Source organism: Kosakonia sp., from assembly GCF_032104925.1.
Taxonomy (GTDB): domain Bacteria; phylum Pseudomonadota; class Gammaproteobacteria; order Enterobacterales; family Enterobacteriaceae; genus Kosakonia.
Map to the genome: position 1 here is coordinate 292,969 of NZ_DAMCGF010000004.1, position 18,325 is coordinate 311,293.

Annotated in this window: 13 protein-coding genes; 4 read left to right on the forward strand and 9 right to left on the reverse strand. The window is 51.4% G+C overall.

From position 1 onward, the window contains the following. Positions 1 to 4: 4 nt before the first annotated feature. The 7 genes from RT644_RS10680 to RT644_RS10710 all read right to left on the reverse strand — a co-directional run bounded on the left by RT644_RS10680 (position 5) and on the right by RT644_RS10710 (position 8,884). Complete coding sequence (locus RT644_RS10680; protein ID WP_313626611.1) at positions 5 to 2,269, reverse strand: ComEC family protein; 2,265 nt, start codon at positions 2,267 to 2,269, stop codon at positions 5 to 7. Between the two features lie 215 nt (positions 2,270 to 2,484). Continuing rightward, complete coding sequence (ihfB, locus tag RT644_RS10685; RefSeq protein ID WP_007374142.1) at positions 2,485 to 2,769, reverse strand: integration host factor subunit beta; 285 nt, start codon at positions 2,767 to 2,769, stop codon at positions 2,485 to 2,487. 183 nt (positions 2,770 to 2,952) lie between these two features. Beyond that, positions 2,953 to 4,626: a 30S ribosomal protein S1 gene (rpsA, locus tag RT644_RS10690; protein ID WP_017456188.1), complete on the reverse strand. Its 1,674-nt coding sequence runs from the start codon at positions 4,624 to 4,626 to the stop codon at positions 2,953 to 2,955. Positions 4,627 to 4,739: 113 nt separating this feature from the next. Then, on the reverse strand, positions 4,740 to 5,423 hold the full coding sequence (cmk, locus tag RT644_RS10695; RefSeq protein ID WP_017456187.1) for a (d)CMP kinase: 684 nt from the start codon (positions 5,421 to 5,423) through the stop codon (positions 4,740 to 4,742). Positions 5,424 to 5,588: 165 nt separating this feature from the next. Beyond that, a complete protein-coding gene (gene aroA / locus RT644_RS10700) occupies positions 5,589 to 6,872 on the reverse strand; it encodes a 3-phosphoshikimate 1-carboxyvinyltransferase (RefSeq protein WP_313626612.1) in 1,284 nt (427 codons plus the stop codon). Between the two features lie 71 nt (positions 6,873 to 6,943). Beyond that, positions 6,944 to 8,029: a 3-phosphoserine/phosphohydroxythreonine transaminase gene (serC, locus tag RT644_RS10705; protein WP_097406921.1), complete on the reverse strand. Its 1,086-nt coding sequence runs from the start codon at positions 8,027 to 8,029 to the stop codon at positions 6,944 to 6,946. Between the two features lie 162 nt (positions 8,030 to 8,191). Then, the gene (locus RT644_RS10710) at positions 8,192 to 8,884 is read right to left on the reverse strand and encodes a DUF421 domain-containing protein (RefSeq protein WP_020457234.1); all 693 of its coding nucleotides are present in this window, start codon (positions 8,882 to 8,884) and stop codon (positions 8,192 to 8,194) included. Positions 8,885 to 9,020: 136 nt separating this feature from the next. Here RT644_RS10710 and ycaO point away from each other — a divergent pair, with 136 nt between their 5' ends. From ycaO to pflA, 4 genes are all read left to right on the forward strand, one after another. Beyond that, positions 9,021 to 10,781, forward strand: coding sequence for a 30S ribosomal protein S12 methylthiotransferase accessory factor YcaO (gene ycaO, locus RT644_RS10715; protein ID WP_045507236.1), 1,761 nt, complete (start codon positions 9,021 to 9,023; stop codon positions 10,779 to 10,781). 405 nt (positions 10,782 to 11,186) lie between these two features. Beyond that, positions 11,187 to 12,044 carry a formate transporter FocA gene (gene focA / locus RT644_RS10720; protein ID WP_020457232.1) on the forward strand — a complete coding sequence of 286 codons (858 nt, stop codon included), beginning with the start codon at positions 11,187 to 11,189 and terminating at the stop codon, positions 12,042 to 12,044. Positions 12,045 to 12,095: 51 nt separating this feature from the next. Further along, a complete protein-coding gene (gene pflB, locus RT644_RS10725; protein ID WP_020457231.1) occupies positions 12,096 to 14,378 on the forward strand; it encodes a formate C-acetyltransferase in 2,283 nt (760 codons plus the stop codon). Positions 14,379 to 14,572: 194 nt separating this feature from the next. After that, on the forward strand, positions 14,573 to 15,313 hold the full coding sequence (pflA, locus tag RT644_RS10730) for a pyruvate formate lyase 1-activating protein (protein WP_020457230.1): 741 nt from the start codon (positions 14,573 to 14,575) through the stop codon (positions 15,311 to 15,313). A 65-nt stretch (positions 15,314 to 15,378) separates the two neighbouring features. On the opposite strand, the gene RT644_RS10735 is transcribed toward pflA, so the two are convergent. Both RT644_RS10735 and serS read right to left on the reverse strand, forming a co-directional pair. Beyond that, on the reverse strand, positions 15,379 to 16,527 hold the full coding sequence (locus tag RT644_RS10735) for an MFS transporter (RefSeq protein ID WP_020457229.1): 1,149 nt from the start codon (positions 16,525 to 16,527) through the stop codon (positions 15,379 to 15,381). Positions 16,528 to 16,980: 453 nt separating this feature from the next. Beyond that, positions 16,981 to 18,273: a serine--tRNA ligase gene (serS, locus tag RT644_RS10740; protein ID WP_313626614.1), complete on the reverse strand. Its 1,293-nt coding sequence runs from the start codon at positions 18,271 to 18,273 to the stop codon at positions 16,981 to 16,983. Positions 18,274 to 18,325: the final 52 nt, after the last annotated feature.

The window sequence follows — 18,325 nt, forward strand, 5'->3', positions numbered from 1 at the left end:
TATTCTACCCGTTATCACTGGGGACGCCAAACCACTGATGATACCAACGCGGTAAAAGTTGATCTCGTAAGCTATGGATTTCCCAGCCCTGTGGCGTAAACGATACCGTTAACTGCCCTTGATGTGGTGTGTCGTACCAGCGATACCCCTGTTCACGGTAGCGGTCGATCACCTTTATCGAGGGAAATCGCCAGGCGTTGTAACGCGACGCCGACGCCAGTGCTGCTTCGCCGCCAATTCGCTGCACAAACGGCAGCGATGATGAACTATTGCTTCCATGATGAGGCACTTGCACTAGTGTAGACTGCAAATGCGTCCAGTAGTGGCTCAGCATCGCCATCTCACCTGCCGCTTCAATATCGCCTGTGAGCAGGAAGCTGTGTTGACCGTCATCGACTCTGACTACGCAAGAACGGTTGTTTCCTTTCGTCCCGGTACCGCTTAGCGGCCAATGAACGGTAAATGTTAATCCCTGCCATTGCCATTGCTGACCACGAAAGCATGGTTGATGTGCAGCCCAACCCAGCGGGCTACGGATCCATAATGCCGGCCAGGTTTCCAGCAAGGAGTCCAGGCCACCACGATGATCCAGATGTTCATGACTCAAAATAACGCCTTCGGGCTGCAAAGCATGCCAACGCAGCCATGGAATAATCAACTGTTGTCCACTATCGCCGCCCGGCCACGCGACGCCAGTGTCATAAAGTATCGCTTTGCCATTACGTTCAATCACCATTGCCAGGCCCTGCCCGACGTCGAGCATATGCACTGCCCACTCCCCCTGCCGTTCATTGCGCCAGAACGGCAGAGTAAGCAATGTCAGGCATACCAGACACAGCGCCGGTACGTTCCGCCATAAATGCAAACGCCAAACGATCAGCGCCAGCCACGGCAACCAGGCCAGCCACTGCCAGCGCATATCCACATTAAGCCAACCGGCAGGTAGCCAGTGCAGAAAAGTAAACAGGAAATCCAGTGTCCTATCTGCAAGGTACCAGCAAGCCAATTCCCCCGTCACAGGACCAATCAAGTGCAGCAACATTCCCAGTAAAATGAGCGGTACGGTAATAAACGTTACCAACGGAATAGCCAATAAATTTGCAGCTAGTGAACTCAGACTTATGCCGTGGAAAATTGATAACTGCACAGGAAGCAGCAATAACGTCATCCCTACTTGTAGATGAAGCAAATTGATACTGCCCTGGACCAGCTTAGTATGTTGTTTTGTAGAAGCTGGTAGCCATTGATACCAAAACAGCAGCGCGGCTACTGCGAAAGCGGACAGCCACAGACTGGTTGATAGCACGGCGAGGGGATCGGTGAATAAGATAGCGGCAATGCAACAAAGCCATACCTGCCAGGGCGACCACAATCGCCCGGATAGCCGTAACGCGGCCCAGACGCTAAGAGAAATAGCGGTACGCAATGCAGGAGCCTGTAGACCAGTCAGACAGGCGTAGCTTATTGCAAACCCTACGCCAGTAAGCAAGGGTAAACGCCAGCCAATCCAGCCGCCGGGAAAGAAAAATTGCACACTACGAACAACCAGCCAGCCCAACATTGCCGCCAGAGCAATATGTAGCCCTGATATCGCCATTAAATGCGCCGTACCGGTTTGCCGCATGATCTCTTTAACACTGGCATCCAGCGTTGTGCGCTCGCCCATCCCTAACGCCAGTATCACCTGCTGCCAGGGGTATGTATTCAGCGTTTCGGTTAGTGATTGCAGGTAGCGCGCGCGCCATGTGCACTGGGGGTCGCTCAGACGGGCATCCATAAAACGGCCACTCAGCGGCTGATGGGAAGTTATTGCATAACGCTGCGAGTCGAAGCCCCCATCATTCAGTTGCCCGTGGACGGCACGTGCTCTAATCGTCATTATCCATCGCTGGCCAGTACAAACTGGCTCCGGCAAATACTGGCCATAGAAGCTTATTCCTGCTGACGGAAACAGGCGTTTACCGTCCAGACGAGTGATTTTGCCCCAGTGCCGGGTCATATGATCCGTATCGGTAATTACCACTTCTGCCTGGTGATTCGCTCCAGGTAGATGCTCGCCAGGCCAGACTGCCTGCATTGCTGACAGCACTCCCCATGCGAATGCAAGTAATGTGACTGCACAATAACGAAACAGGCGGGAACGAAAACACGCAAACAGACATCCGATGGCAATCAGAAACCACACATACCCTGGAGTTGGTAGTGAAGGCATCCACTGTAATGGCAAAATGCCAATTATCAGGCATATAGCTAATGCCGGTAACGTCATGCATACCTCCTTGTTGCGTGGAGAGTATGCCCGCTGTCGCCAGGATTTTCTGTTTGGAATAGCTGTTTTGCGGTACAGGCTGTTGGATTTCGACGCTCTTACAGGGCATCTGCAAAATTGTGCGAAGTAACTTCAGAAATAAAGAGGTCAGAGAAACAAAAAAGCACCCACAGGTGCTTTTTTCGTCGAAGTGAATTTCAGCGTGTAGCTAAAAATTACTCATAAATATTGGCGCGGTCACGTAATTCTTTACCCGGTTTAAAGTGCGGAACGTATTTTCCTTCCAGATCCACTTTATCGCCTGTTTTCGGGTTACGCCCGGTGCGAGGTGCACGATAGTGCAGGGAAAAACTGCCGAAACCGCGGATCTCAATGCGCTCGCCCTGGGCAAGAGTAGAGGCCATATGCTCCAGCATCTCTTTTACAGCATCTTCCACAGCTTTAGCCGGAATATGCGACTGCTGGCTTGCAAGTCTTTCAATCAATTCTGACTTGGTCATGATTCCTCCGGTTTCCTTCAACGCAAAATTAGCTTTACTAGCTTTAACAAGGGCGGCCGTAGCCGCCCTTTGTCATTGATTACAGGACGAATCCTGTGATCTGTCAAGTAACTCATCATCGTTCACGCTGCAGCCGTGTGACTTACGTCCTGGTACAGCGTAAAGAATTCAGAGCGCTTGATATTACTCGCCTTTAGCTGCTTTGAAAGCTTCAGCCATAGCGTTAGAGAAATTGCCTTCTTCCTGTTTGTTGTTAACAGAAGCGATTGCATCTTTCTCGTCAGCTTCGTCTTTCGCACGAACAGACAGGCTAACTACGCGGTTTTTACGATCAACACCGGTGAATTTAGCTTCAACATCGTCGCCAACATTCAGAACCAGAGTTGCGTCTTCAACGCGGTCACGGGAAGCTTCAGAAGCGCGCAGGTAACCTTCAACGCCGTCAGCCAGTTCTACGGTCGCGCCTTTAGCGTCAACAGCAGTAACTTTACCGTTTACGATTGCGCCTTTCTTATTCAGTGCAACGTAGTTGTTGAACGGATCTTCGGCGAGCTGTTTAACGCCCAGAGAGATACGCTCACGCTCTGCGTCAACCTGCAGAACAACGGCTGCGATTTCGTCGCCTTTTTTGTATTCACGAACTGCTTCTTCGCCTGCAACGTTCCAGGAGATGTCAGACAGGTGAACCAGGCCATCGATACCGCCGTCCAGGCCGATGAAGATACCAAAGTCAGTGATAGACTTAATTTTACCTTCAACGCGGTCGCCCTTGTTGTGGGTTTCTGCGAACTGCTGCCACGGGTTGGATTTGCACTGTTTCAGGCCCAGGGAGATACGACGACGTTCTTCGTCGATATCCAGAACCATAACTTCCACTACGTCGCCAACGTTAACAACTTTGGACGGGTGGATGTTTTTGTTGGTCCAATCCATTTCGGAAACGTGAACCAGGCCTTCAACGCCTTCTTCGATTTCAACGAAGCAGCCGTAGTCGGTCAGGTTGGTCACGCGACCAGTCAGCTTGGTGCCTTCCGGGTAACGTTTAGCGATAGCTACCCACGGATCTTCGCCCAGCTGTTTCAGGCCCAGGGAAACACGAGTACGTTCGCGGTCGAATTTCAGCACTTTAACAGTGATTTCATCGCCAACGTTTACGATTTCGCTCGGATGCTTAACGCGTTTCCATGCCATATCGGTGATGTGCAGCAGGCCGTCAACGCCACCCAGATCAACGAATGCACCGTAGTCAGTGAGGTTCTTAACGATACCTTTAACTTCCATGCCTTCCTGCAGGTTTTCCAGCAGCTGATCGCGCTCTGCGCTGTTTTCGGATTCGATAACCGCACGACGTGAAACAACAACGTTGTTACGTTTCTGGTCCAGCTTGATTACTTTGAATTCAAGCTCTTTGCCTTCCAGGTGCAGAGTGTCACGGACCGGACGAACGTCTACCAGGGAACCCGGCAGGAACGCGCGAATACCGTTCAGCTCAACAGTGAAGCCGCCCTTGACTTTGCCGTTGATAACACCGGTAACAGTTTCAGCGTCTTCGTAAGCTTTTTCCAGCGTGATCCAAGCTTCGTGACGTTTAGCTTTTTCACGGGACAGCAGGGTTTCACCGAAGCCGTCTTCTACTGCATCCAGGGCAACGTCAACTTCGTCACCAACCTGGATTTCCAGCTCGCCCTGGGCGTTTTTGAACTGCTCTGCCGGAATGGCGGACTCAGATTTCAGACCGGCGTCAACCAGAACTACGTCTTTGTCGATAGCAACAACAACACCACGAACGATAGAACCCGGGCGGGTTTCGATTTCTTTCAGGGACTCTTCAAAGAGTTGAGCAAAAGATTCAGTCATATTGATAATCTTCAGGATTCTTCAATTTAACGTCCACCTGGCTTCATGCCGGATGGGGTTGTTTCACATGCCTGCTCACATTCCATTGCAGCAGGTACTACGAATTCGGTCGCTTATGCGAGAGCCAATTTTTGGCGAGCATATTGTAGCGCTTTCTCAATCACTTGCTCAATACTTAAACTGGTTGAATCCAGTACTAAAGCATCGGCAGCGGGAACCAGCGGTGCAACAGGACGGTTTCGATCGCGATCGTCACGTTCCTTTATCTCGGCCAAAAGGCGTTCAAAGTTAACACTAAAGCCCTTCTCCTGCAACTGTAGCATGCGCCGATGCGCACGCTCTTCAGAAGAAGCGTCAAGAAAAATTTTTACCGGCGCATCAGGAAAAACAACAGTCCCCATATCACGCCCATCGGCGATAAGTCCCGGCGCGTCACGGAATGCGCGCTGGCGACGCAATAACGCTTCACGCACTCGCGGAAACGCCGCAATCTGCGAGGCTGCATTTGCCACGTCCTGAGTACGGATTTCGCTGCTGACATCTTCGCCTTCCAGAATGACTTCCAGATGGCCATTTGTTGACACAAAACGCACATCCAGGTGCGCTGCCAGCGGAACCAAAACATCTTCGGAAGAAACATCGACATGGTGATGCAGCGCAGCGAGCGCCAGAACACGATAAATTGCGCCTGAGTCCAACAGATGCCATTGCAACGCTTCCGCCATTGCCTTGCAAAGCGTGCCTTTACCCGCGCCGCTTGGCCCATCAATGGTAATTACCGGGGCAATTGCCGTCATCTTTCTCTCCTTAATCAAGGCATATCGTTACATAACCGCGCGCATTATACGCGCCAATGTCCACAACCGTTACTGTTGCGTGCGAATAACCGAAGAGGATGCAGCTGAGTGTAGAATAATTGCGCGGGAAGCGGGCTGATTTACACCAGCCCGCAAGAAGGGAAGTTATGCCAGCGTACTAATATGGGCTAATTGCTCGAAATAGTCCGGGAAGGTCTTCGCTGTACATTTCGGATCAAGAATGGTGACCGGCGTATCAGACAGCGCCACCAGCGAGAAACACATCGCCATACGGTGATCGTTATAAGTCGCGATTTCCGCAAGCTGCAGCCTGGCAGGCGGTATCACGCGAATATAGTCTTCGCCCTCTTCCACTTCGGCTCCGACTTTACGCAACTCTGTCGCCATAGCGAACAAGCGATCGGTCTCTTTTACGCGCCAGTTATAGATATTACGCAGAGTGGTCGTGCCTTTGGCAAACAGCGCTGCCGTCGCGATGGTCATTGCCGCATCGGGAATGTGGTTCATATCCATATCGATGGCGTTCAACTCACCACGGGTGCAGGCAATATAATCATCGCCCCAGACCACGGTCGCGCCCATTTTCTCCAGCACATCAGCAAAGCGAATATCGCCCTGCACGCTGTTACGGCCTATACCGGTCACTTTCACCGTACCGCCTTTGATTGCACCGGCCGCGAGGAAATAAGAAGCAGAAGACGCATCACCCTCAACCAGATAATGGCCCGGAGACTGGTATTGCTGCGCACCGCGCACAACAAAGTGTTGATATTGCTGATTTTCAACCTCAACGCCAAAGGTCTTCATCAGATGCAGTGTGATATCAATATACGGTTTGGATACCAGGTCACCTTTGATAGTGATAACCGTGTCGTTGGGCGCCAGCGGGGCTGCCATTAGCAATGCGGTTAAGAACTGGCTGGAAACGCTGCCATCGACACTCACTTCACCGCCAGTAAAGCCACCGCGCAAATGCAGTGGCGGATAATTTTCCTGCTCAAGATAATCAACCTTTGCCCCGCCCTGACGAAGCGCATCAACCAGATGACCAATCGGACGCTCTTTCATGCGCGGCTCGCCAGTCAGCACAATATTGTTCTCGCCAAGACACAGCGCGGCGGCCAACGGACGCATGGCAGTTCCTGCGTTACCCAGAAACAGCTCCAGTTTTTCTGCTGAATGCAGCGGGCCACCAACCCCCGTCACTTCACAACGGGTACGATCGGCAGACAACGTGTAATGAACTCCCAGCGCGCTGAGGGCATTGAGCATGTGGCGCACATCATCACTGTCCAGCAAGTTAGTCAGAACAGTCGTGCCACGAGCGAATGCAGCCAGCAACAAGGCGCGGTTGGAGACACTCTTTGAACCAGGCAGATTGATGGTGCCATCTACTCGCGCGATGGGTTGTAACGTCAGGGATTCCATGAAACTTCACTCTCAACTAACAGAATAAAACCCCCACAGTGAAACTACGGGGGTACGTCAAAACAGCGCGATTAACCGTGGCGGCGTTCGAAATCGACCATGAAATCAGTGAGCGCCTGTACACCAGCTAACGGCATCGCATTATAGATAGAGGCGCGCATCCCGCCGACAACACGGTGACCTTTCAGCGCGTGCAGACCCGCAGCGAACGACTCCTCCAGGAAGACTTTATCGAGCGCGCTATCTGCCAGCTGGAACGGCACATTCATGCGCGAGCGGTTCGCTTTCGCCACATCGTTGCGGTAGAAATCGCTGCTGTCGATCACGCCGTACAACAGATCGGCTTTTTGCTGGTTGATTTTGTCCATTGCTGCCACACCGCCCTGTTTTTTCAGCCACTTAAACACCAGTCCAGAGAGATACCAGGCAAAGGTCGGGGGCGTGTTAAACATCGAGTCGTTTTCGTTCAGCACGGTGTAATCCAGGATCGACGGGCAAGCCTGATGCGCTTTACCCAGCAGATCTTCGCGCACAATCACCAGCGTCAAACCCGCCGGGCCGATATTTTTCTGCGCGCCTGCGTAGATCACGCCAAAACGGCTTACGTCAATCTGACGAGAGAGAATAGTCGAGGAGAAGTCAGCGGCGACAACCACATCACCGAAGTCCGGTGTTTCATCGATCGCAATACCGTCGATCGTTTCGTTCGGACAGTAGTGCAGATAGGCCGCATTATCGCTCAGTTGCCAGTCGCGCATCGGTTTCACCGCGCGCAGACCATCAACAGTGATTTTGGCGTCAATAACGTTCGGTGAGCAGTATTTTTTCGCTTCTTTTACCGCGCTCGCCGCCCAGTAGCCCGCATCAACGTAGTCAGCGGTGGTTTTATCGCCCAGCAAGTTCAGCGGAACGCCGGCAAACTGGCCGCGACCGCCGCCGTGACAGAACAGAACCTTATAGTTAGAGGGAATATTCAGCAGGTCGCGAAAATCCTTTTCTGCTTCTTCCGCCACGTGGATAAACTCTTTACCACGATGGCTAATTTCCATCACCGACGTTCCAAGACCTTGCCAGTCGCACAGCTCTTGTTGCGCTTGTTTGAGCACATCCGCCGGTAATACTGCCGGGCCAGAACTAAAATTAAAGACCTGAGTCATTTCCCCTCACCACGCTATAAAGCAATAAGTTATTCCTGTGACATCGGTTTTATCATTCAGCGCTACGCGCCGCAACGGGTAATGGGTGCCAGCGGCAAGATGTGCGCTAACTCACATAGCAGAAAGTTTTGTTTGCTCACCCCAGACCCGATAAAAACGCTGTTATGTCACGCGAACAGCCCGGCTTGCCTTCGACCATTCCGGATTTGCACAACGCGGGCAAGATTGCTTTTCCCCTTTATGCATGGCGACAATTTTACTGCAGCGGACACAAACATAATCCCCCGCTTCGGGAACCGTTGTGAAACGCTCACTGCAACCTTCAGGCAAAATACATAACCCGGGTTTCACCTCATCGTCTGGGAAGTAGTAAACGCTGATTTGACCGTTGGTTTCCATTATTGCCAGACGAATCTGTCCGAGTTGTTCCACGCCATTTAAACGTAGCTCCATAAAGAACTCGAACTCGGTCATGTTCGCCGCATGCACCTTTTCCCAGGCCAGTTCACCATTCTCAACAATGACAACCGGTTTGCCTTCCAGCAAATCTTCCAGCTTTTCGCTGTGCGACATCAGCCACATCACAAACCGGTAGAGCAACGCTAAAGTGATAAAAACCACCAGCACCGGCAGCATGGGAACATCGTCGTAAAAAGCGACATCCCCGGCCGCCGATCCCAGAGTCAGGATTATCAGCACCTCAAACAGGGACATCTGGCGTACGCCGCGTCGTCCGGTGATTTTGAGAAATAAAAAGACCAAAACAAAGGTATAGACACTACGCAGTGCGACTTCCCCGAGAAACTCAAGAGGGACCTTGTCGAGCGCCATGCGATGCAGATCAAACGCTTTCATTTTTTATGCCTGAACAGTCGTTACTTTTCTTAATCATAGCCATAAGTTTTATTTTCGTCGGTCAGACGTGGAAGATAGCGTCAGTCACGCAAAACCCGTATCATTGCGCGCTTTACGTACGAAAAAAGTGACCGCCATGACTCAAACATTTATTCCCGGCAAAGACGCCGCGCTGGAAGATTCCATCGCTCGCTTCCAGCAAAAGCTCACCGATCTCGGTTTTAACATCGAAGAGGCCTCATGGCTGAATCCGGTGCCAAACGTCTGGTCAGTGCATATTCGCGATAAAGAGTGCGCGCTGTGCTTCACCAACGGTAAAGGTGCGACCAAAAAAGCCGCGCTGGCCTCTGCGCTGGGCGAGTATTTCGAGCGTCTGTCCACCAACTACTTCTTCGCTGATTTCTGGCTGGGTGATGCTATCGCTCAGAGCCCGTTCGTTCATTATCCGAATGAGAAATGGTTCCCGCTGCCGGAAGATGATTCTCTGCCGGAAGGCATTCTGGATGCGCGTCTGCGCGCCTACTACGATCCGCAGAACGAACTGGCTGCCGGGATGCTCGTTGATCTGCAATCCGGCAATGATGAGCGCGGTATCTGTGCCCTGCCGTTTACCCGCCAGTCTGATGAGCAGACGGTTTATATCCCGATGAATATCGTCGGCAACTTATATGTTTCTAACGGCATGTCCGCCGGGAACACGCGCAATGAAGCCCGCGTGCAGGGGCTGTCCGAAGTGTTCGAACGCCATATTAAAAATCGCATTATTGCCGAGAGCATCAGCCTGCCAGAAATTCCGCAGGATGTGCTGGCGCGCTACCCGGGCGTTGTCGAAGCGATTGCCAAACTGGAAGCGGAAGGTTTCCCGATCTTCGCTTACGACGGTTCCCTGGGCGGTAAATACCCGGTTATCTGCGTTGTCCTGTTCAACCCGGCCAATGGCACCTGTTTTGCCTCTTTTGGCGCACATCCTGATTTCGGCGTGGCGCTTGAGCGTACTGTTACCGAGCTGCTGCAAGGCCGCGGGTTGAAAGATCTGGATGTCTTCACACCGCCAACCTTTGATGATGAAGAAGTGGCTGAGCATGCCAACCTCGAAACGCATTTTATCGACTCCAGCGGCTTGATCTCCTGGGATCTGTTCAAGCAGGATGCGGATTATCCGTTTGTTGACTGGAGCTTCGCAGGCACGACGGAAGAAGAGTTCGCCACACTCATGGCTATCTTTAAGGCAGAAGATAAAGAAGTCTATATTGCCGATTATGAGCATCTGGGTGTTTACGCCTGCCGTATTCTGGTGCCTGGCATGTCCGATATTTATCCGGCCGAAGATCTGTGGCTGGCGAACAACACCATGGGCAGCCATTTGCGCGAAACAATTCTCTCTTTGCCTGGCAGTGAATGGGAAAAAGAGGAGTACCTCAACCTTATCGCGCAGCTTGATGACGAAGGTCATGATGATTTCACCCGCGTTCGCGAGCTGCTGGGTCTGGCGACCGGTAAAGACAATGGCTGGTACACGCTGCGCATTGGTGAACTAAAAGCGATGCTGGCGCTGGCAGGCGGCGATTTGGATCAGGCATTAGCCTGGACTGAATGGACGATGGAATTCAATGCCTCGATCTTTAGTGCCGAACGGGCCAATTACTACCGCTGCCTGCAGACATTATTATTACTGGCGCAGGAAGAGGAGCGCGAGCCGCTGCAATACCTGAATGCATTCGTACGTATGTATGGTGCACAAGCGGTTGAAGCCGCCAGCGCCGCATTAAGCGGTGAAGCGCCGTTCTACGACCTGCAACCGGCAGACGGTTCCCTGCAGGCATTCCCGGCGCATCAGTCGCTGTTAGCGGCTTACGAAAAATTACAACGAGCCAAACGGGCATTCTGGTCGAAATAACGACAAGTAGCACGACAATATGTAGGCTTAATGAGTGGTCTACGCTATATTACGGGGCAATTTCATTGCCCCGTTTTATTTATTTTTTGGCAATGACTGCCATATGTAATATTAAAGTTAAATATGGGTAAATATAATTATCCACTCCAACTAATATTGTTACTTCTTATGGCAATTACTCCATTTTAATTAACTGTTTTTTGGGAGGTCACATAAAAAAATTCAACTCATTTTGCAATTTTTAAACTTTATTTTTATTTTGATAATCAACAAGTTACTCCGCATTCGTAGAAAAACCACGCTCTTTGCGGTCCTATAAGCCAGGCGAGATATGATCCATATCAAATTCTCTTCTATAATGCTTTGTTAGTATCTCGTCGCCGACTTAATAAAGAGAGAGTTAGTGTGAAAGCTGACAACCCTTTTGATCTTATTCTTCCAGCCGAGATGGCCAAAGTTGCCGAAGAAGCTGGTGTCTATAAAGCGACTAAACATCCGCTTAAGACTTTCTATCTTGCGATTACCGCAGGTGTGTTTATCTCCATTGCTTTCGTTTTCTACATCACCGCCACCACAGGTTCCGGTGCAATGCCGTACGGTATTGCTAAACTGATCGGTGGTGTCTGCTTCTCCCTGGGGCTGATTCTTTGCATTATTTGCGGTGCAGATCTCTTTACTTCAACCGTACTGATTGTCGTGGCTAAAGCCAGTGGGCGTATTACCTGGGGGCAACTGGCCCGCAACTGGATTAACGTCTATGTCGGCAACCTGGTGGGTGCGCTGCTGTTTGTGTTGTTAATGTGGTTGTCTGGCGAGTATATGGTCGCCAACGGCGGCTGGGGCTTAAACGTGCTACAAACCGCAGACCATAAAGTACACCACACATTTATTGAAGCCGTGGCGCTGGGCATTCTGGCTAACCTGATGGTTTGTATGGCCGTGTGGATGAGTTATTCCGGTCGCAGCCTGATGGATAAAGCCATGATTATGGTTCTGCCGGTGGCGATGTTTGTTGCCAGCGGTTTTGAACACAGTATTGCGAATATGTTTATGATCCCGATGGGTATTGTAATTCGCAACTTTGCAAGCCCGGAGTTCTGGACCGCTGTAGGTTCCAGCCCGGAAAATTTCTCACACCTGACCATTATGAATTTCATCACTGATAACCTGATCCCCGTAACAATCGGGAATATCATCGGTGGAGGATTATTAGTCGGGTTGACATACTGGGTCATTTACCTGCGTGGCAACGACCATCATTAATGGTTGTTCCAGGCAGTAAATAAAAAATCCACTTAAGAAGGTAGGTGTTACATGTCCGAGCTTAATGAAAAATTAGCCACAGCCTGGGAAGGTTTTGCGAAAGGTGACTGGCAGAAAGAAGTCAACGTACGTGACTTTATCCAGAAAAACTACACCCCGTACGAAGGCGATGAGTCCTTCCTGGCTGGCGCTACTGAAGCGACCACCAAACTGTGGGACAAGGTCATGGAAGGCGTTAAACTGGAAAACCGCACCCACGCGCCAGTTGATTTTGACACCTCCATTGCATCAACCATCACTTCTCACGACGCTGGTTACATCAACAAATCGTTAGAGAAAATCGTTGGCCTGCAAACTGAAGCTCCGCTGAAACGCGCAATCATTCCGTTCGGCGGCATCAAAATGGTTGAAGGTTCCTGCAAAGCGTACAACCGCGAACTGGATCCGCAACTTAAAAAAATCTTCACCGAATACCGTAAAACCCATAACCAGGGTGTATTCGATGTTTACACCAAAGACATTCTGAACTGCCGTAAATCCGGTGTTCTGACTGGTCTGCCGGATGCTTACGGCCGCGGTCGTATCATTGGTGACTACCGTCGCGTTGCGCTGTACGGCATCGACTTCCTGATGAAAGACAAATACGCTCAGTTCCAGTCTCTGCAGTCTGATCTGGAAAATGGCGTAAACCTGGAAGCGACTATCCGTCTGCGTGAAGAAATTGCTGAACAGCATCGCGCACTGGGTCAGATCAAAGAGATGGCAGCGAAATACGGTTGCGATATCTCTGGTCCGGCTACCAACGCTCAGGAAGCAATCCAGTGGACCTACTTCGGTTACCTGGCCGCTGTTAAGTCTCAAAACGGCGCTGCAATGTCCTTCGGCCGCGTATCCACCTTCCTGGACGTGTACATCGAACGTGACCTGAAAGCAGGCAAAATCACTGAGCAAGACGCTCAGGAAATGATTGACCACCTGGTCATGAAACTGCGTATGGTTCGCTTCCTGCGTACTCCTGAATATGATGAACTGTTCTCTGGCGACCCGATTTGGGCAACTGAATCTATCGGTGGTATGGGCGTTGATGGCCGTACGCTGGTTTCCAAAAACAGCTTCCGTTTCCTGAACACCCTGTACACCATGGGCCCGTCTCCGGAACCGAACATCACTGTTCTGTGGTCTGAAAAACTGCCGCTGAACTTCAAAAAATTCGCTGCGAAAGTCTCCATCGATACCTCTTCTCTGCAGTATGAGAACGATGATCTGATGCGTCCGGACTTCAACAACGATGACTACGCAATTGCTTGCTGTGTAAGCCCGATGGTTGTGGGTAAACAAATGCAGTTCTTCGGTGCGCGTGCTAACCTGGCGAAAACCATGCTGTACGCCATCAACGGCGGCGTTGATGAAAAACTGAAAATGCAGGTTGGTCCGAAATCTGAACCGATCAAAGGCGACGTGCTGAAATTCGACGAAGTGATGGATCGTATGGATCACTTTATGGATTGGCTGGCTAAACAGTACGTCACCGCGCTGAACATCATCCACTACATGCACGACAAATACAGCTACGAAGCTTCACTGATGGCGCTGCACGATCGTGACGTTATCCGTACCATGGCTTGCGGTATCGCTGGTCTGTCCGTAGCGGCTGACTCCCTGTCTGCTATCAAATACGCGAAAGTTAAACCGATTCGTGACGAAGACGGTCTGGCTATCGACTTCGAAATCGAAGGCGAATATCCGCAGTTTGGTAACAACGACGCTCGCGTTGATGATATGGCGGTTGACCTGGTTGAACGTTTCATGAAGAAAATTCAGAAACTGACAACTTACCGCAACGCTATCCCGACTCAGTCTGTTCTGACCATCACTTCTAACGTTGTGTACGGTAAGAAAACAGGTAACACCCCGGATGGCCGTCGCGCTGGTGCGCCGTTCGGACCGGGTGCTAACCCGATGCACGGCCGTGACCAGAAAGGTGCTGTTGCCTCTCTGACTTCCGTTGCTAAACTGCCGTTTGCTTACGCTAAAGATGGTATCTCTTACACCTTCTCTATCGTGCCGAACGCGCTGGGTAAAGACGATGAAGTCCGTAAAACCAACCTGGCTGGTCTGATGGATGGTTACTTCCATCACGAAGCGTCCATCGAAGGTGGTCAGCACCTGAACGTGAACGTCATGAACCGCGAAATGCTGCTCGACGCGATGGAAAACCCGGAAAAATATCCGCAGCTGACCATTCGTGTTTCTGGTTATGCCGTACGCTTTAACTCCCTGACTAAAGAACAGCAGCAGGACGTTATTACTCGTACTTTCACTCAGACCATGTAATGGTATTGACTGAAACTACGCAGTAAAAAGCGTATAATAAAGGCTCCACGACTGTGGGGCCTTTTTAACACCTGAAGTGTGCTTCGTCAGCCATCTATACTTGCTGGATGTCTGCCAAAACAGACTTAGCGCAGAAGGAATTAAACTGCGCAGACACAGGCCCCGGATGGGCCACATCTGGAGAAAACACCGCAATGTCAGTTATTGGTCGCATCCACTCCTTTGAATCCTGCGGCACGGTCGACGGCCCGGGCATCCGTTTTATCACCTTCTTCCAGGGCTGCCTGATGCGCTGCCTGTATTGCCATAACCGCGATACCTGGGATACACACGGTGGCAAAGAGATCACCGTTGAAGAACTAATGAAAGACGTCGTTACCTATCGGCACTTTATGAACGCCTCCGGCGGTGGCGTCACGGCATCCGGTGGAGAAGCAATCTTGCAGGCAGAATTCGTTCGCGACTGGTTTCGTGCCTGTAAAAAAGAGGGCATCCACACCTGCCTCGATACTAACGGCTTTGTGCGCCGTTACGATCCGGTGATTGATGAATTGCTGGAAGTTACTGATTTGGTGATGCTCGATCTCAAGCAAATGAACGATGAGATCCACCAGAATCTGGTCGGCGTATCCAATCACCGGACCCTTGAATTCGCCCAGTATTTATCGAAGAAAAATATCAACGTCTGGATCCGTTACGTCGTGGTACCCGGCTGGTCTGACGATGACGATTCCGCCCATCGCCTTGGTGAATTTACCCGCGACATGGGCAACGTCGAGAAAATCGAACTCCTGCCCTATCACGAGCTGGGCAAGCATAAATGGGTGGCGATGGGCGAAGAGTATAAGCTGGATGGCATTCACCCGCCGAAGAAAGAGACCATGGAGCGCGTTAAAGGCATCCTGGAGCAGTACGGTCATAAAGTAATGTATTGAGCCATCCTGAGACAAAAAAGCCACAACACTCAGTTGTGGCTTTTTTATTTATCAAGCGGCGTATATCAGGCGTGCGCCACCGGCGTTGGGTGATGTCCTGCTTTGCGCATCAGCATCACCAGATAGATAAACGACACACCCGCAATCATGATAAACAGCAAGCTATCTGAGTAGCTTTGCATCAGCATTGCGGTCAGCGTCGGACCAAGCAGGCTGCCAATGGTGTAACTCAGCAGAAGCGCCTGGTTCATTGCCACCAGCTGGTGATGTTCCACTTTCTCACAGGCCCATGCCATCGCCACCGGGTACAGGGTAAAGCCTGCGGTCCCGAGCACAAAAAGCGCGGGAGCCATAGCGGCATTGCTCAACATCGCAAAACATCCCACGATCACGACAAACACCTGCACACGCAGCACCAGCAGGCGACCAAAACGATCTGCCAGCCGACCAATCGGCCACTGCCCTACAATACCGGCGCTGACCATCAGCGCCATCCAGAAACCAATCCCCGAATCGCTGATCCCCTGGTGCGAAAGATAAAGCGGCATCAAGCCGTACAGTGAACCAAGGATGATCCCGGAGATAATACAGCCATTCACGCCCAGGCGAGCATGGCGCAGGCGCAGCATCGGCCATACCGAGGTCGGAGCCTGCTCTTCACTCTGCTGGTTGACAATGCGGGTAAACAGCAGCGGCAGGATCGCCGTTAACACCAGCGCAGTCGTCCACGGTAGTACGCTCATCAGATCTGTCGGCAGCTTACTGACCATCACCTGGCCAAGCACTGTGCCGACATAATAAACCATCATATAAGCTGCCAACAGGCGCCCACGATTGCGCGATGTACCGCTGCACATCAGGGCGCTTTCCACGACCACCCAAATCATCGCGCAGCCTACACCAGCGACAAAGCGCCAAACCATCCAGCTCCAGAAACCAATCATTAGCCCCAGGCCAACACAGCCTGCGGCAAAAATCAGCGAAGCAAGATAATAACTGCGGTTAAAACCCAGACGGCGAATTAATCGCCCGGTCAGTAACGTACCCAGCAAATTGCCAGTGAAGTAGGAAGAGCCCACCATCCCGACCTGCCAGGTCGGTAAGTTTTCGTGGGCGAGCCAGAGCGGCACGAGCGTATTTAACGTCGCGATCGCCAGCGTCAACAGCATTAAGCCACAGAGCAATAGCAGCACTGGCCGGGTATAGATGGACATGGATAAAAACCGTGAGGAAGTTCAGTTTGCGTGCGCATCATGCCACCGGTAAGAACATTGTCAATCCACGGATTTTTGACGCTGACACCTTTTGCATCACGACGATTCGTAAAACTTATCCAGCACTGGGCTTAACAAAAGACGATACAACTCACTCTATTGAAAACAAAAGAATACTTTTGCAAACAGACAGAATTGTCGGTCGAAAAAATTCATGATGAATGCCGGACTAAAAAGGCTGAAAAACGCACAGTAAAAATTATTGCCCACCATAGCGGCTGCATTATTCTCATTCAGGAAGGACATGCCAAAAAACTGAAAAAGAGCTTCGGCCAGTTCTGTGCAGGTTAAATACGAACCTGGTGCTGGCGCCACACGGAGCGAAGTTTTAACTAATCAATAAAAAAGCGCCCGCAGGCGCTTTCAGAATTAACATTCACTACAGGCAGATGATTAGCCGATGAACTCAAGGCCGTTCATGTACGGACGCAGTACTTCCGGCACTTCAATTCGCCCATCAGCCTGCTGATAGTTTTCCATTACCGCCACCAGCGTACGGCCAACTGCCAGACCGGAACCATTCAGGGTATGAACCAGACGAGTTTTCTTGTCGGACTTGCTACGGCAGCGCGCCTGCATACGACGAGCCTGGAAATCCCACACGTTAGAGCAGGAAGAGATTTCGCGGTAGGTGTCCTGCGCCGGGACCCACACTTCCAGATCGTAGGTTTTGCACGCGCCGAAGCCCATATCACCCGAGCACAGCAGCACTTTACGATAAGGAAGCCCCAGCAGCTGCAACACTTTTTCAGCGTGGCCAGTCATCTCTTCCAGCGCCGCCATGGAGTCTTCCGGGCGAACAATCTGCACCATTTCAACTTTATCGAACTGGTGCATACGGATCAGACCGCGCGTATCACGCCCATAAGATCCCGCTTCTGAGCGGAAACAAGGCGTATGCGCAGTCATTTTGATCGGCAGATCGTCTTCATCAATGATCTCATCACGCACCAGGTTCGTCAGCGGAACTTCCGCTGTCGGGATCAACGCGTAATTACTGCTGTCTGCCTCTTCTTCCAGCGGACGGGTGTGGAACAAATCACCCGCGAATTTCGGTAACTGCCCGGTGCCGTACAGCGTATCCTGGTTGACCAGATACGGGACATAGTTCTCAGCATAGCCGTGCTGTTCGGTGTGCAAGTCCAGCATGAACTGTGCGAGCGCACGATGCATACGCGCAATCTGCCCTTTCATCACCACAAAGCGAGAACCAGTAAGTTTCACCGCTGCGGCGAAATCCAGCCCGCCGTGCATTTCCCCCAGCGTTACGTGATCGCGAATGTCGAAATCAAATTTGCGCGGCGTACCCCAGCGGCTAACCTCAACGTTGTCGTTTTCGTCGCGGCCGACTGGAACACAATCGTCCGGCAGGTTAGGGATGGTCAGCGCGATGTCGCGGATCTCTGCCAACAGGGTTTCCAGCTCCGCTTTAGCCGCGTCCAGCTCTTCACCCAGCTTGTTCACTTCCAGGCGTAAAGGCTCGATATCTTCCCCGCGTGCTTTCGCCTGGCCAATGGATTTCGATCGCGAGTTGCGTTCCGCCTGCAAGTTTTCAGTGTTAACTTGCAAGACTTTACGACGCTCTTCGAGCGCACGTAATTTATCTACATCCAGCTTAAAGCCCCGGCGTGCCAGTTTTTCAGCGACTGCGTCTGGCTCGGTACGCAGCAGATTGGGATCGAGCATGCTTTTCCTGTGCTTATCGAATTGAAATAAAAGAATACGACCGCTGCCTGCG

Bases quoted from the DNA above. Each gene is read 5' to 3' on its own strand.
- RT644_RS10680 (WP_313626611.1), bottom strand. From the start codon at position 2,269: ATGACGTTACCGGCATTAGCTATATGCCTGATAATTGGCATTTTGCCA.
- ihfB (WP_007374142.1), bottom strand. From the start codon at position 2,769: ATGACCAAGTCAGAATTGATTGAAAGACTTGCAAGCCAGCAGTCGCAT.
- rpsA (WP_017456188.1), bottom strand. From the start codon at position 4,626: ATGACTGAATCTTTTGCTCAACTCTTTGAAGAGTCCCTGAAAGAAATC.
- cmk (WP_017456187.1), bottom strand. From the start codon at position 5,423: ATGACGGCAATTGCCCCGGTAATTACCATTGATGGGCCAAGCGGCGCG.
- aroA (WP_313626612.1), bottom strand. From the start codon at position 6,872: ATGGAATCCCTGACGTTACAACCCATCGCGCGAGTAGATGGCACCATC.
- serC (WP_097406921.1), bottom strand. From the start codon at position 8,029: ATGACTCAGGTCTTTAATTTTAGTTCTGGCCCGGCAGTATTACCGGCG.
- RT644_RS10710 (WP_020457234.1), bottom strand. From the start codon at position 8,884: ATGAAAGCGTTTGATCTGCATCGCATGGCGCTCGACAAGGTCCCTCTT.
- ycaO (WP_045507236.1), top strand. From the start codon at position 9,021: ATGACTCAAACATTTATTCCCGGCAAAGACGCCGCGCTGGAAGATTCC.
- pflB (WP_020457231.1), top strand. From the start codon at position 12,096: ATGTCCGAGCTTAATGAAAAATTAGCCACAGCCTGGGAAGGTTTTGCG.
- pflA (WP_020457230.1), top strand. From the start codon at position 14,573: ATGTCAGTTATTGGTCGCATCCACTCCTTTGAATCCTGCGGCACGGTC.
- RT644_RS10735 (WP_020457229.1), bottom strand. From the start codon at position 16,527: ATGTCCATCTATACCCGGCCAGTGCTGCTATTGCTCTGTGGCTTAATG.
- serS (WP_313626614.1), bottom strand. From the start codon at position 18,273: ATGCTCGATCCCAATCTGCTGCGTACCGAGCCAGACGCAGTCGCTGAA.